At 66.1% G+C, this 14,830-nt stretch carries 13 protein-coding genes and 1 pseudogene; 9 read left to right on the top strand and 5 right to left on the bottom strand.

Translation table 11 applies throughout. The features are described 5' to 3' along the window. Nucleotides 1–2: 2 nt before the first annotated feature. Nucleotides 3–149: pseudogene (locus ACSQ8Y_RS20270) on the top strand (EamA family transporter); the annotation flags it as partial. Here ACSQ8Y_RS20270 and ACSQ8Y_RS20265 read toward each other — a convergent pair. Continuing rightward, nucleotides 130–498 (bottom strand): hypothetical protein, encoded by a 369-nt coding sequence (locus ACSQ8Y_RS20265; protein ID WP_436269872.1) that lies wholly within the window; start codon nt 496–498, stop codon nt 130–132. The pseudogene ACSQ8Y_RS20270 and the gene ACSQ8Y_RS20265 sit on opposite strands and share 20 nt — an antisense overlap. Nucleotides 499–698: 200 nt before the next feature. Between ACSQ8Y_RS20265 and ACSQ8Y_RS20260 the strand changes: the two genes are divergently transcribed. Continuing rightward, on the top strand, nt 699–2,798 hold the full coding sequence (locus ACSQ8Y_RS20260; protein ID WP_436268228.1) for a M36 family metallopeptidase: 2,100 nt from the start codon (nt 699–701) through the stop codon (nt 2,796–2,798). Between the two features lie 55 nt (nt 2,799–2,853). Here ACSQ8Y_RS20260 and ACSQ8Y_RS20255 read toward each other — a convergent pair whose 3' ends face one another. Further along, nucleotides 2,854–3,285: a DUF1841 family protein gene (locus ACSQ8Y_RS20255; protein ID WP_436268227.1), complete on the bottom strand. Its 432-nt coding sequence runs from the start codon at nt 3,283–3,285 to the stop codon at nt 2,854–2,856. A 90-nt stretch (nt 3,286–3,375) separates the two neighbouring features. After that, nucleotides 3,376–4,083 (bottom strand): RNA pyrophosphohydrolase, encoded by a 708-nt coding sequence (locus ACSQ8Y_RS20250; protein WP_436268226.1) that lies wholly within the window; start codon nt 4,081–4,083, stop codon nt 3,376–3,378. Between the two features lie 203 nt (nt 4,084–4,286). Between ACSQ8Y_RS20250 and ACSQ8Y_RS20245 the strand changes: the two genes are divergently transcribed. The 4 genes from ACSQ8Y_RS20245 (at nt 4,287) to ACSQ8Y_RS20230 (ending at nt 9,829) form a co-directional block, all read left to right on the top strand. Then, nucleotides 4,287–6,011: a proline--tRNA ligase gene (locus ACSQ8Y_RS20245; RefSeq protein ID WP_436268225.1), complete on the top strand. Its 1,725-nt coding sequence runs from the start codon at nt 4,287–4,289 to the stop codon at nt 6,009–6,011. Nucleotides 6,012–6,067: 56 nt separating this feature from the next. Further along, the gene (locus ACSQ8Y_RS20240; RefSeq protein ID WP_436269871.1) at nt 6,068–6,676 is read left to right on the top strand and encodes a lytic transglycosylase domain-containing protein; all 609 of its coding nucleotides are present in this window, start codon (nt 6,068–6,070) and stop codon (nt 6,674–6,676) included. 82 nt (nt 6,677–6,758) lie between these two features. Next, a complete protein-coding gene (locus tag ACSQ8Y_RS20235; RefSeq protein ID WP_436268224.1) occupies nt 6,759–8,414 on the top strand; it encodes an alkaline phosphatase in 1,656 nt (551 codons plus the stop codon). 11 nt (nt 8,415–8,425) lie between these two features. Continuing rightward, nucleotides 8,426–9,829, top strand: a complete 1,404-nt coding sequence (locus ACSQ8Y_RS20230) for an alkaline phosphatase (protein ID WP_436268223.1) — start codon at nt 8,426–8,428, stop codon at nt 9,827–9,829. Between the two features lie 88 nt (nt 9,830–9,917). Here ACSQ8Y_RS20230 and ACSQ8Y_RS20225 read toward each other — a convergent pair whose 3' ends face one another. Together ACSQ8Y_RS20225 and ffh are read right to left on the bottom strand one after the other, a co-directional pair. Beyond that, nucleotides 9,918–10,307 (bottom strand): SWIB/MDM2 domain-containing protein, encoded by a 390-nt coding sequence (locus tag ACSQ8Y_RS20225; protein ID WP_436268222.1) that lies wholly within the window; start codon nt 10,305–10,307, stop codon nt 9,918–9,920. 213 nt (nt 10,308–10,520) lie between these two features. Beyond that, on the bottom strand, nt 10,521–11,888 hold the full coding sequence (gene ffh / locus ACSQ8Y_RS20220) for a signal recognition particle protein (protein ID WP_436268221.1): 1,368 nt from the start codon (nt 11,886–11,888) through the stop codon (nt 10,521–10,523). A 229-nt stretch (nt 11,889–12,117) separates the two neighbouring features. Here ffh and ACSQ8Y_RS20215 point away from each other — a divergent pair, with 229 nt between their 5' ends. The 3 genes from ACSQ8Y_RS20215 to ACSQ8Y_RS20205 are packed head-to-tail and all read left to right on the top strand — an operon-like array spanning nt 12,118 to nt 14,738. After that, nucleotides 12,118–13,104 carry an ABC transporter substrate-binding protein gene (locus ACSQ8Y_RS20215; protein ID WP_436268220.1) on the top strand — a complete coding sequence of 329 codons (987 nt, stop codon included), beginning with the start codon at nt 12,118–12,120 and terminating at the stop codon, nt 13,102–13,104. A 27-nt stretch (nt 13,105–13,131) separates the two neighbouring features. Further along, a complete protein-coding gene (locus ACSQ8Y_RS20210; protein ID WP_436268219.1) occupies nt 13,132–13,947 on the top strand; it encodes an ABC transporter permease in 816 nt (271 codons plus the stop codon). Beyond that, nucleotides 13,947–14,738: an ABC transporter ATP-binding protein gene (locus ACSQ8Y_RS20205; RefSeq protein WP_436268218.1), complete on the top strand. Its 792-nt coding sequence runs from the start codon at nt 13,947–13,949 to the stop codon at nt 14,736–14,738. Before ACSQ8Y_RS20210 ends, ACSQ8Y_RS20205 begins: the two co-directional genes overlap by 1 nt. Nucleotides 14,739–14,830: the final 92 nt, after the last annotated feature.

The raw sequence follows: 14,830 nt of genomic DNA, 5'->3' as shown, positions 1-14,830 counted from the left end.
GGCCGTTGGCGCTGACCGCGCCCGACTTGCCCTGGCTGGGCGGCGCCATCGCCACCGGCGGTGTGGCCGGGCCGGTGCTGCTGCTGATCGGGCTGACCTTGACGCCCGCCTCGGCGGCCTCGTTGCTGCTCAATATGGAAGGGGGGCTGGCCATTCCGGCACGACCGACAGGCGCTTGATGGTGGCGGCCTTGCCGTAGGTGGCGCTCGCCAGCAGCGGGACCGGGCAGCGTACACGGTACAGATAGCTGCGCTCTTCGCCATCGACGCTGCGGCGCAGCAGCTCCAGCCGGAGCGGGGCCGGGCAGGCGCGCAGCAGGGGGACTTCCGGCGCGGCGGCCTGGCCTGCCGCCGTTGCCTCTTCGGCCTTGCGCGCCAGCGCGGCGGCCACGTCCTTCGTCACTTCCGGTTCCACATCCTCGATGGCCTTGGCGGCCGGTGCGTCCGGCGCGGACCAGGCGCAGCCGGCCGTCAGCGCGCCGGCCAGGAATACTGTCATCACGTGCCGCATGCTGTGCTCCTTCGATAAGACGCCCATCTTAGCGCGGCGCCGCGCGCGCACCGTTCAAATGTCCAAATTGGGACAAACGGTAAAACTTTGTCTAAAAAGGCCCGCGTTTACAACGCCGAAATCGCCGTGGCTATACTCGTCGCGCACCGTTCGTATCCACCACCGATTTTGACAGGAGCTTCCGCAGCATGCGCCAATTTTCCCGCCCCATCCTCGCCTCCCTGATCGTCCTCGCCTACGCCGGCACCGCGCAGGCGGCCAGCTACAAGATCGACAACCTCACGCTGTTCGCCGGCGCCTCGGCCGCCTCGGCCGACGCCGTCCTGCGCCAGCATGCCGCCGAATTCGGCCTGCCGGCTTCGCTCAACAACCTGACCCTGGTCACGGTGCGCGAGTCGCTGACCGGCAAGCATTACCACTACCAGCAAATGCTGCGCGGCCTGCCGGTGGACCGCGCCGAGATCATCGTGTCGATCGGCAAGAACGGCGCGCTGCAGAAGATCTTCAACGAGACCCGCCATATTTCCGACAAGGTCGACGCGTCCGCCGTCAACCAGCTGCACAACCAGGCGCAGATCTCGGAAGAGCAGGCGCTGGACAAGGGCTGGAACAATATGAAGGTGCAGCACCCGCTGGTGGCCGTGCCGCGCACCGAGCTGGTGTGGGTGGCGACCAAGGATGGCGTGCAACTGGCGCGCAAGGTCAGCATCGAAGCGCAGATGCCGACCGGCGGCTTCGTGCAGTTCCTGAATGCGCACGACGGCAGCGTCATCGATTCCTACTCGACCTCGATTCCGCGCAAGGGCGAGCGCACGCTGGCCTCGCGCGCCAGCGTGGGCGGTCCGGTGCTCGAGCGCGGCGCCGCGACCAAGGCCGCCGGCGGCACCCAGTCCGTGCGCGGCACCGCGCCTGCCCCCACGGTTGTGCCGTCCGGCATCAACGGTTCGGGCTATGCCTTCGACCCGGACCCGCGCACCGTGCTGAACACCGACGCGCTGACCGACACTTCGGCCGCCAGCGCCTTCGACGCAGCCTACTCGAACAAGACCCTGCGCGACCTGACCGTGGTGGGCAGCAGCTACACGCTGAGCGGCCCGTATGTGAACATCAAGAACATCGAAGCGCCGAACACGGCGCCGTCGACTACCACCAATGGCGTGTGGACGGCCAAGCGCGGCAATAATGCCTTCGACGACACCAACGTCTATTTCCATCTGGACCAGAGTCAGCGCTACATCCAGTCGCTGGGCTTCACCGGCACCAAGTCCATCATCAACCGCCCGCTCAACGTCGACACCGACGGCGTCAACGGCGATGACAATTCGCACTACAGCGGCGGTTCGTCGGACTACCTGGCCTTCGGCCACGGCTGCGTGAACGACAGCGAGGACGCGGACGTGATCCTGCATGAATACGGCCATGGCATCCAGGCCAACATCAGCGCCAGCTGGACCGGCGGCGACACCGGCGCCATGGGCGAGGGTTTCGGCGACTACTGGGCCGCGTCCTACTCCTACAGCACGCCGAACGGCCAGCTCTACCATCCGGAATGGGCCTTCAGCTGGGACGGCCACGGCGCTTGCTGGGCCGGCCGCATGCTGAACCGCACGGACGCCAGATACAACAGCGGCAAGACTTACGCGGCGCACCAGTCGGTGACCGAGTCAGGCGTGACGTTCCAGTCCGACGAGCTGTGGTCGGCGCCGCTGTACCAGTCCATGGTGGCGCTGATCGCCGCCGGCAAGCCGCGCGCCAATATCGACCAGATCATCCTGGAAGCGCACTTCGGCCTGGGCAGCAACATCAAGATGCCGGCCATGGCGACCGCCATCGTGAACGCGGCCAAGACGCTGTATCCGGCCGACCTGACGTACGCCAACACCTTCCAGGCCAAGTTCGAAGCGCAGGGCATCCTGTCGAGCACGCCGGTCGGCCCGGTCATCAACGAAACCGAGAGCAACAACACGACCGCCACCGCGAACGCCATCACGACGTCCGGCACCACGGTGAACGGCACGTTCAGCGCCAGCACGGACGTGGATTACTTCTCGGTGGCGCTGCCGGCCGGCAAAACGCTGACCGTCAAGATGACCCCGAACGCGACCTCGGACTACGACCTGGAGCTGTACAACAGCGCCGGCACCAAGGTCGCCTCCAGCGTCAAGGGCACCGGCCTGGCAGACACCGTGACCTACAGCACCGCCGGCACGCTGTACGCCAAAGTGATCTACTACAGCGGCGGCACCGGCGCCACCAGCGGCAAGTACACGCTGACGGCCAGCTGGTAACTGCCGGCCGCCAAATAAAAAACGCCCTTCGGGGCGTTTTTTTTATTTGGCGGCTTTACCTGGAGGCGCGGCGTTTCACCGCTTCGATGTAGGCATCGCCGTCCAGCGGCTGGCCGTTGCGCTGGGCGTTCCAGATCATTTCGCCCAGGCATTCCATGATCTGGTGCTGCGCCTCGTGCGCCGAGTCGAGCTTGAGGGTCAGGGCGGTGGCCGCGGCGCGGATGCCGGGCGGCTGGTCGATGGAGATCTGCTCGTCGATCGACAAGTGCATGGACAGGTGCAGAAAGGGGTTGGCCTGGCCGGTGTCGACCGAATAGTCGCGCGCGATGGCCGCGTCGACGTCGCTGAGCGCGTCTTCGTACTCGGGATGGTGGCCGATCCAGTCGGCCGCCATCAGTTCGAGCGGGGTCAGGATTTCCTTGGCGCGCTGTTTCTGGAACACGGTGCAGAAGAAGCGGCGCACGTCGTCGGAGGACGGATTGAACATAAGCGGGAAGGCGAGGGCTGCGGATAAGGCGCCATTGTACCTTGGCGGCAGAACGGACGCCGAGGCGTCCGTTCTGTCTTGGTCCAGGACTTAGTCCTGGCCCGGCAGCACGATCCGCGGCGGATCGTCGCAGGCGCAAGGGTCGGCGCTGGCGGTGGCCAGTTCCGGCCCGGCGGCCAGGATGCCGCCTTCGCTTGCCATGCCGGCAACGTTGGCGGGGCCGCCATTATTGCCATTGCTGCCATTGTTGCCGTTCGCGCTGCGCGGCGCGTGCGGCTGGCGCAGGTAGCGCGACGTGTGGTGGCGGTGCCCGTTGCCATGCGGCGGCCACGTCAGGAAGCGCGACAGCTCCTGCAGGGCGCGCTGATAGACGTCGCGCTTGAACTCGATCACCACGTCCAGCGGCACCCAGTACTCGTGCCAGCGCCAGGCGTCGAACTCCGGATGGTCGGTCAGGCGCAGGTTCACGTCGTTGTCGCGCGCGCACATGCGCAGCAGAAACCAGATCTGCTTCTGGCCACGGTAATGGCCCCGGATCTCGCGCTTGATGAAGTGGTCGGGCACCTCGTAGCGCAGCCAGTCGCGCGTGCGGCCCACGATTTTGACGTGTTCGGCCCGCAATCCTATTTCTTCCTCGAGCTCCCTGTACATCGCCTGTTCGGGCGTTTCTCCATATTTGATCCCGCCTTGCGGAAACTGCCATGAGTGCTCGCGCACCCGCTTGCCCCACCACACCTCGTTATGGGCGTTGAGCAGGATGATGCCGACGTTGGGCCGAAACCCTTCACGGTCGAGCATAGTGCACCTCAAACTTTCTGCTCGCAGTGCGTCCTTCTTATATTTTTGCCCACAAACCTGCGCGCCAGCCCGGTTTTCGGGGTACGAAAACCGTCGGCGGGCCATCTAATGAACGCATTTGTATAAAGTATGGACGCATCAGCCAGCTAATCCTTTAAAATTAGGTTGATTATAACTCTCTCTTTTTAAAAAGAATTCACCGTATGCGTGCCTCCCGATTTTTTATTTCAACTCTCAAAGAAGCGCCGTCCGACGCGGAGATCGTCAGCCATCAATTGATGATGCGCGCAGGCATGATCAAGCGCCTCGGCTCGGGTATCTATACCTATATGCCGATGGGCTTGAAAGTCATCCGCAAGGTCGAAGCCATCGTGCGTGAAGAGATGAACAACGCCGCCGCCATAGAGCTGCTGATGCCGCTGGTGCAGCCGGCCGAGCTGTGGCAGGAGACCGGACGCTGGGACAAGATGGGCGCCGAACTGATGCGCGTCAAGGACCGCCACGGCCGCGAGTTCGCGATCCAGCCGACGTCCGAGGAAGTGATCACCGACGTTGTCCGTTCGGAAATTAAATCCTACAAGCAGCTTCCGTTGAATTTTTACCACATCCAGACCAAATTCCGCGACGAGCGCCGTCCGCGCTTCGGTTTGATGCGCGGGCGCGAGTTCACCATGAAGGACGCCTACTCCTTCGACCGCGACCTGGCCGGCATGCAGCAGTCGTACCAGGTGATGTTCGACGCCTACACCCGCATCTTCACCCGTTTCGGGCTGAAGTTCCGCGCGGTGGCGGCCGACAACGGCGCCATCGGCGGCACCGGTTCGCATGAGTTCCACGTGATCGCCAGCACCGGCGAGGACGCGCTGGTGTACTGCCCGGACTCGGACTACGCGGCCAATATGGAAGCGGCCGAGGCGCTGGCGACCGGCACCCGCGCCGCCGCCGCCGCCGCGCTGGTCAAGACCTCGACCCCGAAGGCGCAGAAGTGCGAAGACGTCGCCAAGCTGCTGGGCACCAACCTGAAAAACACCGTCAAGACCATCGCGCTGACGGTGGAACAGGAAGACGGCAAAAAGACCTATTTCATGCTGCTGCTGCGCGGCGACCATGAACTGAACGAGATCAAGGTCGGCAAGGTGGCCGGCCTGGCGGGCCACCGCTTCTCGACCGAGGCGGAAATCCTGGAAGTGTACGGCTGCGTGCCGGGCTACCTGGGCCCGATCGGCACCAAGGCCCCCGTGACCGTTGTTGCGGACCGCACCGTGGCCAACATGGCCGACTTCATCACCGGCGCCAACGAGGCGGACTTCCACTACACCGGCGCCAACTGGGGCCGCGACGTGGCCGAGCCTGCCATCGTGGCCGACCTGCGCAACGTGGTCGAGGGCGACCCTTCGCCGGATGGCAAGGGCGTGCTGGCGGTCGAGCGCGGCATCGAAGTGGGCCACGTGTTCCAGCTGGGCACGGCCTACTCGGAAGCCATGAAGGCCACCTTCCTGGACGAGAACGGCAAAGCGGCGCCGCTGCAGATGGGCTGCTACGGCATCGGCGTGACGCGCATCCTGGGCGCGGCCATCGAGCAGAACTTCGACGACAAGGGCATCATCTGGCCGGCCTCGCTGGCGCCGTTCGAACTGGTGCTGTGCCCGATGGGCTATGACCGCAGCGAGCTGGTCAAGGAAGAGACCGACAAGCTGTACGCCGCCGTGCAGGCAGCCGGCATCGACGTCATCGTCGACGACCGCGGCCTGCGTCCGGGCGCCATGTTCGCCGACTGGGAACTGATCGGCGTGCCGCACCGCGTGGTGATCGGCGAGCGCGGCCTGAAGGAGGGCAACCTGGAATACCAGGGCCGCCGCGACACCGAAGCGACCGCCGTGCCGCTGGCCGACGTGGTGGCCTTCATCCAGGGCAAGATGGCGCCGTGAAACCCCTGACCCATCAGCGCGCAGGCGCGGAACGGCGCCGTCTCTGGGCCTTGCCGCTGCGCTGGTGGCATGTGCTGGCGTTTTCGACCGGCGTGCTGAGCGCGCCGTTCGGCTTCGCCGGCAACCAGCAGGAGGAGGCGCTGGCCGACAGCATGCGGCTGGCGCTGTCGAACGCCATCCTGGACGCCCGTCCGCCCAAGCCTTCCTTCAGCAACGCCACTGAACGCCAGCGCTTCGAACTGTGGCTGGCGCAGATGTCGGCGCGGCTCAAGCGCAAGCTGCCCGACGAGCAGATGCGCACCGAGTTCCTCGAGACCGCGTGGTACGAGGCGCGCCGCGCCGGGCTGGAGCCGGGACTGGTGCTGGGCCTGATCCAGGTGGAGTCGGCCTACCGCAAGTACGCCGTGTCGGTGGTGGGCGCGCGCGGCTATATGCAGGTCATGCCGTTCTGGACCAATGTGATCGGCGACAGCGACCGGCGCAAGCTGTTCAATATGCAGACCAATCTGCGCTACGGCTGCGCGATACTGCGCATGTACATCGACATGGAGCGCGGCAACCTGTTCCTGGCGCTGGGCCGCTACAACGGTTCGCGCGGCCGGCCCGACTATCCGAACGCCGTGCTCACGGCATGGAACAACTGGAAATACACCCCGCCGATTTAGCGGCCGCCCTTCCCATGGGAATGGCACTCCGGGACACATAATTTCAGATAAGATGGTTGCCTTTGCGACACGAAGGTGGGCTATGGAATATCGGATTCATGCTGCGGCCGGCATTGCCGCGATTGTCACGCTACTGGCCGGTTGCGCCGGCCCGGGAACACCGTCCGTCCCGCAAGCCGGCGTCCCCTTGCCGCCGGCCATGCCGCCCACATCGCAGTCCCTCAAGCACATCATCTTCATCGTCGGCGACGGCATGGGCTTCAACACGCTGACCGCCGCGCGCAATTACGCCGTCGGCGAGTCCGGCGACCTGGCCATCGATACGCTGCCGGAGTCGGCCTACGTGAAAACCTATTCCAACGACATGCAGGTCACCGACACGGCTGCGGCCATGTCGGCCTACATGACGGGCGTGAAAACCAGCAACGGACACTTGGCGATGACGGGCTGCGCACCGGCAGGCGCGCGCACGATGACGGCCGGGCCCGCCGCCGCGCCCGCCGCGTCCGGCGGCTTTGCCGCGCCGCGCGTGCCGCTCACCTTGCTGGAGGCTGCGCGCAAGCGCGGCTGGTCGGCCGGCGTGGTAAATGCGGCCAGCGTCACCGATCCGTTGACCGCTGCCGGCTATGCCCACGCCTGCCAAGCCTCGCGCAGCGAGGACATCGCGGCGGCGCTGGTGCCGGACGGCGCCGGCTACAACGAACAGCTGGTGGGCGGCCTGGACGTCGTGCTGGGCGGCGGCGGGCAGTATTTCAACAAGCGCGCCGACGGCCGCGACCTGCTGGCCGAATTGCGCAAGCAAGGTTATGTACAGGCGGCCGACGCCGCCGCGCTGATGGCGTTGGCGCGGGCATCGGCCGCAACCGCCGCCTCAGCCGCACCGGCTGCTACGGCCGTCGCCGCAGCGACCGCGCCCGCCGCACCGGCCGCACCGGCCAGATCGGCCGGATCGACGACACCGTCCCAACCGTCCTATTCGGCACCGCTTGCGGGCCACCGTGTATTCGGCATTTTCAGCGGTGTCGCTAGCGCGCCGGCGGCGCCGGGCACCGCCGCCGCGGCCAGCACCGCCGCAGCTGCCAGCACTGCCGGTGCCGCGCCGGCAGCTGCGGGCGGCCCGCCGTCGCTGCCGCAGATGACGGCCGCCGCCATCGACCTGCTGGCCGGCAGCGGCAAGGGTTTCTTCCTCGTCGTGGGCAACGGCCTGATAGGCCAGGCCCAGCGCGCCTCCACCGCGCGCCGCGCGCTGGACGAAACCGTAGCGCTGGACAGCGCGCTGCAAACCGCCATCGACAAGATGCGCGCGATCGACCCCGGCCTGAAGCGCACGCTGATCGTCATGACCGCCAGCAGCGACAGCACTCTGGTCCTGAACGGCTACTCTATCCGCACCGGCAAGACCACCGCCACCGAACCGGGCGTGCTGGGCCTGGTGCGCAAGTACACGGACGGCAGCTATTACAAGGACCTGGACGACGTCCCCTACACCATCATCGGCTACGGCAACGGTGTCAATCGCGTCAACGGCAGCCGCGCGGGCGGTTCCTTGCTGAGCGACGCCATCGTGACGGAGCCGAACTACCGCCAGGAGGCGACGGTGCGTATGGCGCCAGGCGCCACCAGCAACGGCGGCACCGACGTCTACCTCGGCGCCGTCGGCGCGCGCGCGGCCGACTTCAAGGGCACGTTGGAGAACACGCAGGTGCACACCTTGATCATGAACGCGGCCGGCTGGTAAGGAAAGAAGACATGAACTACATCGCCAACCCGCTCACCTTCGCCGGCCTGCTGCTGGCCGCCTCCTGCAACGTCGCCGCCTGCGCCGCCGAAGCGAAGAACGTTATCTTCTTCCTCGGCGACGGCATGGGCCCGACCGCCATCACCGCCGCGCGCATCTACCAGTACCGCGAAGAGGGCTTGCTCAAGTTCGAGCGCCTGGAGCGCGTAGCCCGCATCAAGACCTATTCGCAGGACGCGCAGACCACCGACAGCGCGCCGTCCATGGGTTCCTATATGACCGGCATCAAGATCCAGAACGAAGTGATCGCTATGTCGTCGGACACCAGGGCCAGCATGCCGAAGAAGGACGCGCACGGCAACCTGACGGTGGACACCTGCGCCGCGTCCAACGGCCGCGCCGCCGTCACGATACTGGAACTGGCCAAGGCGCACGGCAAGGCGGTCGGCGCCGTCAGCACCACCGAGGCGACCCACGCCACGCCGGCGTCGACCTATGCGCACAGCTGCCACCGCAGCAGCGGCTACGCCATCGCGGCGCAGGCGGTGCCGGGCGGCGCCGGCTACAACCCGGCGCTGGGCGACGGCCTGGACGTCCTGATGGGCGGCGGCCGCCACCACTTCACCCCCTACGGGGCCGGCAACCCCAAGGGCCGCGCCGACGGCCGCGACCTGCTGGCCGAACTGGCCGCGCGCGGCTACGCCGTCGCCACCGACAAGGCGCAGATGGCCGAAGCCAGGCCGGGCCGCAAGTTCGTCGGCCTGTATTCGAAGGACGACCACCTGGCCTACGAGCTGGAACGCGCCGCGCACAATCCGAAGGGGGAGGCGGCCACGCAGCCTTCGCTGTCGGAGATGACGTCCAAGGCCATCGCGCTGCTGTCGGCCAGGCCCGAAGGCTTCTTCCTGATGGTGGAGGGCGGCAAGATCGACCACGGCCTGCACGACTCGAACGCCAAGCACGCGCTGGTCGATCTCGTGGCCTTCGACGACGCCGTCCAGACCGCGATCGACCGCATGCAGCTGCTCGACCCGGGCTTGCGCAACACGCTCATCGTCGTCACGGCGGACCACGACCACACGCTGGCCTTCAACGGCACCGCGCGGCGCGGCAATCCGATACTGGACATCGTGCGCGGCGCGGACGGCAGCCCGGCACGCGACGCCGACGGCCACACCTACACGGCGCTCGCCTTCGGCAACGGTCCGAACCGCCCCAGCGCGCGCGCCGACGTCGCCAGCGACACCGCGCTGGGCGACCATTACCGCCAGGAGACCGGCATCCGCCTCAAGGGCGAGACGCACGGCGGCGGCGACGTCAAGCTGTACGCCACGGGCGCCGGCGCGCAGGCCTTCAAGGGCACCATGGAAAACACCAGGGTGTTCGAATTGATGAAGGCGGCCTTCGGCTTCTAGGCGTGGCGGCAGGAACGGCGGACGAAAAAAAGGCCCCGGCCGCGTGTGCGACGGGGGCTTTGCTGTGCGCTGCGCAACGCGCAGGCTCTTATTTCAGATGATCGGAGATCAGCTTGGTCATTTCGAACATGGACACTTGGGCTTTGCCGCCGAAAACAGCTTTGAGCTTGTCGTCCGCGTTGATCATGCGACGATTGGCCGCGTCCTGCAGATCGAGCTTCTTGATGTAGTCCCAGACTTTCTTGGTCACCTCGGTGCGTGGCAGCGGGGCTGCGCCTACCACGGCGGCCAGCGATGCCGACGGCGTCAGTTCCTTCATGAAGGCGGCGTTGGGCTTGCGCGGCGCTGCTGCTTTTTTCGCTGCGGCTGGTTTGGCGGCGGCGGTTTTGGCCGGAGCTGCTTTCTTGGCCGCGGCAGGTTTCGCTGCTACTGCTGCTTTCTTTGCTGGTGCTGCTGGGGTTTTCTTGGCTGTTGCCATATTCGAGCCTCCTTAACGAACACAGGGAAAAGTTGCGCAATTCAATCGCACGGCTAATATTGGTGGGGATTTGCCGACTATGCAAGTGTTTTTCGTGTTTTTTCTCGGAAACGCCACGTAAAGCCCGCCAACGCTGGGTCCGCGCGGCGCCATAGGGAAAAATGGCGATAAAAAAGCCGGCGCGCGGCCGGCTTTCCAGGACGGGGGAGCGGCTTAGCGCAGGCCCGGCATCATGCCCTTCATCGAGCGCATCATCTTCATCATGCCGCCGCCGGAGAGCTTTTTCATCATGGTCTGCATCTGTTCGAACTGGTTCAGCATGCGGTTTACTTCCTGCACCTGCACGCCGGCGCCGGCCGCGATGCGGCGCTTGCGGGTGGCCTTGATCAGCTCCGGCTTGGCGCGTTCGGCCTTGGTCATCGAGTCGATGATGCCGACCATGCGCCGCACCTGCTTGTCGGCCTGGTCCATATTGGCGCCGCCGGCGGCCTGCTGGAACTGCGCCGGCAGCTTGTCGACCAGGCTGGCCATGCCGCCCATCTTCTTCATCTGGCCCAGCTGCGCCTTGAAGTCGTTCATGTCGAACTTGCCGCCCGACTTGACCTTGGCCGCCAGGTCGGCCGCCGCCTTGGTGTCGACGCCCTTGCGCGCCTCTTCCACCAGGGCCATGATGTCGCCCATGCCCAGCACGCGGCTGGCCATGCGCGCCGCGTCGAAGGCCTCCAGCCCGTCGAGCTTCTCGGACACGCCGGCGAACTTGATCGGCTTGCCCGTCACGTGGCGCACCGACAGCGCGGCGCCGCCGCGCGAGTCGCCGTCCAGCTTGGTGAGCACGATGCCGGTCAGCGGCAGCGCGTCGTTGAAGGCCTTGGCCGTGTTGATGGCGTCCTGGCCCAGCATGGCGTCGACCACGAACAGGGTTTCGATCGGCTTCACGGCCGCGTGCACGGCGGCGATCTCGCGCATCATCTCCTCGTCGATGCCGAGGCGGCCGGCGGTGTCGATGATGAGCACGTCGTGGTAGTGCTTCTTGGCCCAGTCCAGCGCGGCCAGCGCGATGTCGACCGGCTTGTCCTGCGCGGTGGAGGGGAAGAAGTCGGCGCCGACCTGGCCGGTCACCGATTGCAGCTGGGCGATCGCGGCCGGACGGTAGACGTCGGCCGACACGGTCAGCACTTTCTTCTTCTTCTCTTCCTTCAAGTACTTTGCCAGCTTGCCGACCGTGGTGGTCTTGCCCACGCCCTGCAGGCCGGCCATCAGGATGATGGCGGGCGGCTGCTGCGCGAAGGACAGCTGCGACGCTTCCGGCCCCAGGTCCGCGCCCATCAGGGCGGCCAGCTCGCGCTGCACCACGCCTACCAGGGCCTGGCCCGGCGACAGCGAGGACAGCACTTCCTCGCCCATGGCTTTTTCCTTGACCTTGGCGATGAAGTCGCGCACGGCGGGCAGGGCGACGTCGGCCTCGAGCAGCGCCATGCGCACTTCGCGCAGCATCTCGGCGGTGTTGGCCTCGGTCAGGCGCGCCTCGCCGCGCATGGTCTTGACGACCTTGGCGAGGCGTTGAGTCAGATTGTCTAGCATGGTCAGCCTACTATATAGAATGCGTGAGCCGGCAGGGCGCCGGCAAGGACAAGCATTTTACCTTATCCGGGCGGCGCGGAAACGCGGCGCCGCGCCACGGCGCCGGGCGCGCGCGGCTGCGTGGCGCGCGGGGCGGCAATAATATTTGCTGTTTTTCATAATGTTGCTTGGTATGATCTAGGCACAATATCGATGGCCGCCGGCCAGGACTACTGAGGAGAGAGACTGCATGAAACTGAATTCGTTCGGCAAGGTGGTGGCATCGGCGGTACTGGTCATGGCGGGCGCGGCGCTGATGCCGGCCCAGGCCCAGGAAGTGGTCAGGCTGGGCAACCTGAAGTTCGCCCACTACGGCGCGGTGTCCTATATCAAGGAGATCGCCCCCAAGTGCGGCATCAAGGTCGAGGAGCACATGTTCGCCAAGGGCCTGGACGTGATGCAGGCCATCATCGCCGGTGAACTCGACGTCGGCACCACCGCCTCCGAGGCCGCCATTTCCGGCCGCGCCGGCGGCGCCCCCATCGTGGTGGTGGCCGGCTTCGCCAAGGGCGGCGCCCGCCTGGTGGGGCGCGCCGACCTGAAGCTGAAGTCGGTCAAGGACTTGAAGGGCAGGAAGGTCGGCGTCACGCGCGGCGGCATCCAGGAGGTGCTGCTGCTGGCCGAGCTGCAGCAGGCCGGCCTGACCGTGTCGGACCAGCCGGGCAAGGACGTGCAGCTGATCTTCCTGGCCTATGCCGATCTGAACCAGGCGCTGCTAGGCAAGAACATCGACGCCATGATGCAGTCCGAGCCGCAATCCTCGCAGGCGCTCAACAAGGGCTTCGGCAGCGAGATCCTCAAGCCCTACGACACCCCGATCGGCGAGCCGATCCGCACCATGGTGATGACGGAGAAATTCTACAAGGAGCGCCGCCCGCTGGCCGAGAAGTTCATGCGCTGCTTCGTCGAGGCCACCAAGACCTTCATCGACCAGCCGGCCGTGGCCGAAAAATATGTGCGCGACGTGGTGTTCAAGGGCCAGATCAGCAGCGACGACTTTCAGGACGCGATCAGCAATTCGCCCTACTCCTACGACATCTCGCCCGAGCACATCCAGATCACCACCGACGTGATGGTGAAGACCGGCGTGGGCAAGATGGCCAAGCCGCCGCTGGCCAAGGACTGGGTCAAGACCGACCTGCTGGACGCGGCCAAGAAAAGCCTGAACGTCAAATAAGCCGTCAACTCAGCCCGGGGAGGGTGCATGGCAAAAATCGATTGGCGCGAAGTGGGCGTCGGCATGGTGGTGCCGGCCGTGGTGATCGCCGTCTGGCAGGCGGTGGCGATGCTGGGCTGGGTCAACCCGCAGGTGCTGCCCTCGCCGCTGGCGGTGGTCGAGAAGTGGATCGCCTACCTGCTGCCGATGCAGCCCTACGCCGGCGGCAACTGGCTGGCCTGGGCGCTGTCGGGCGAGCTGATCGGCGATTCGCTGGGCAGCTTGTACCGGGTGGTGGTCGGCTTCGCCATCGGCGCCGGCCTGGCTTTGCCGCTGGGCCTGGTGATGGGGGCCAGCCCGCGCGTGTACGCGTGGATGAACCCGCTGGTCCAGCTGCTGCGGCCGATTCCGCCCATCGCCTACATCCCGCTGTCCATCCTGTGGTTCGGCCTGGGCAACCCGCCGGCCGTGTTCCTGATCGCGCTGGGCGCCTTCTTCCCCGTGCTGATGAACACCATCGCCGGCGTGCGCCAGGTCGACAACATCTATATCCGGGCCGCGCGCAACCTGGGCGCCTCCGGTTCCACCATGTTTGTCCGCGTGATGCTGCCGGCCGCCGTGCCCTACATCCTGTCGGGCGTGCGCATCGGCATCGGCACCGCCTTCATCGTCGTCATCGTCTCCGAGATGATCGCCGTCAACAACGGCCTGGGCTTCCGCATCCTGGAGGCGCGCGAGTATTTCTGGTCCGACAAGATCATCGCCGGCATGATCACCATCGGCATGCTGGGGCTGGCGATCGATGTCGGCATGAACCGCCTGAACAACCATTTGCTGCGCTGGCACCGCGGCCTGGAGAATTGATGGAACACATAGTCATTAGCGGCGTCGGCAAGGTCTTCCAGACCGCCGAGCGCGACGTGGTGGCGCTCAAGGACATCAACCTGACCATCCCGCAGGGGCAGTTCGTCTGCCTGCTGGGGCCGTCCGGCTGCGGCAAGTCCACCCTGCTCAACGCGGTGGCCGGCTTCGCGCCGCCCAGCAGCGGCAGCATCGTCGCCGACGGCAGGCCCGTGGCCGGGCCCGGCCCCGAGCGCGGCATGGTGTTCCAGGAGTATGCGCTGTTCCCGTGGATGACGGTGGCCGACAACATCGGCTTCGGGCTGCAGATCAAGGGCTTGCCCAAGGCCGACATCGAGGCCACCGTGGCGCGGCTGCTGGCCATGCTGTCGCTGGGCGACTTCCGCAACCGTTTTCCGAAGGACTTGTCGGGCGGCATGCGCCAGCGGGTGGCGATCGCGCGCGTGCTGGCGCTCGATTCGCCCATCATGCTGATGGACGAACCGTTCGGCGCGCTCGACGCGCTGACCCGGCGCAACCTGCAGGACGAGCTGCTGCGCATCTGGTCCGAACTGAAGAAGACCATTATTTTCGTCACCCACAGCATCGAGGAAGCCATCTATATGGCCGACCGCATCGTGGTCATGACCTACCGGCCCGGCACCGTCAAGCGCGACCTGCTGGTCGAACTGCCGCGCGGGCGCGACCCGGCCGCGCCCGAGTTCAACGCCCTCAAGCGCGAACTGGGCATGCTGGTGATGGAGGAGCAGCAGCGCCACCACAACGACGAGCTGCGCATGGCGGCGGTGGACTAATTGCTGGGGTCAGGCCTGCATTCGTGCATTCGGCATTTGCCGAATGCACGAATGCAGGCCTGACCCCAGCTTCGGCGATAGTGTAAACTCTT

Origin of the sequence: Pseudoduganella sp. LjRoot289 (assembly GCF_964252925.1) — a bacterium.
Taxonomy (GTDB): domain Bacteria; phylum Pseudomonadota; class Gammaproteobacteria; order Burkholderiales; family Burkholderiaceae_D; genus Rugamonas.
This window is presented reverse-complemented; position numbering and strand designations above follow the sequence as displayed.

What these genes read in the sequence shown, in the direction of transcription:
- ACSQ8Y_RS20265 (WP_436269872.1), bottom strand. Translation starts at nt 498, where the DNA reads ATGACAGTATTCCTGGCCGGCGCGCTGACGGCCGGCTGCGCCTGGTCC.
- ACSQ8Y_RS20260 (WP_436268228.1), top strand. Translation starts at nt 699, where the DNA reads ATGCGCCAATTTTCCCGCCCCATCCTCGCCTCCCTGATCGTCCTCGCC.
- ACSQ8Y_RS20255 (WP_436268227.1), bottom strand. Translation starts at nt 3,285, where the DNA reads ATGTTCAATCCGTCCTCCGACGACGTGCGCCGCTTCTTCTGCACCGTG.
- ACSQ8Y_RS20250 (WP_436268226.1), bottom strand. Translation starts at nt 4,083, where the DNA reads ATGCTCGACCGTGAAGGGTTTCGGCCCAACGTCGGCATCATCCTGCTC.
- ACSQ8Y_RS20245 (WP_436268225.1), top strand. Translation starts at nt 4,287, where the DNA reads ATGCGTGCCTCCCGATTTTTTATTTCAACTCTCAAAGAAGCGCCGTCC.
- ACSQ8Y_RS20235 (WP_436268224.1), top strand. Translation starts at nt 6,759, where the DNA reads ATGGAATATCGGATTCATGCTGCGGCCGGCATTGCCGCGATTGTCACG.
- ACSQ8Y_RS20230 (WP_436268223.1), top strand. Translation starts at nt 8,426, where the DNA reads ATGAACTACATCGCCAACCCGCTCACCTTCGCCGGCCTGCTGCTGGCC.
- ACSQ8Y_RS20225 (WP_436268222.1), bottom strand. Translation starts at nt 10,307, where the DNA reads ATGGCAACAGCCAAGAAAACCCCAGCAGCACCAGCAAAGAAAGCAGCA.
- ffh (WP_436268221.1), bottom strand. Translation starts at nt 11,888, where the DNA reads ATGCTAGACAATCTGACTCAACGCCTCGCCAAGGTCGTCAAGACCATG.
- ACSQ8Y_RS20215 (WP_436268220.1), top strand. Translation starts at nt 12,118, where the DNA reads ATGAAACTGAATTCGTTCGGCAAGGTGGTGGCATCGGCGGTACTGGTC.
- ACSQ8Y_RS20210 (WP_436268219.1), top strand. Translation starts at nt 13,132, where the DNA reads ATGGCAAAAATCGATTGGCGCGAAGTGGGCGTCGGCATGGTGGTGCCG.
- ACSQ8Y_RS20205 (WP_436268218.1), top strand. Translation starts at nt 13,947, where the DNA reads ATGGAACACATAGTCATTAGCGGCGTCGGCAAGGTCTTCCAGACCGCC.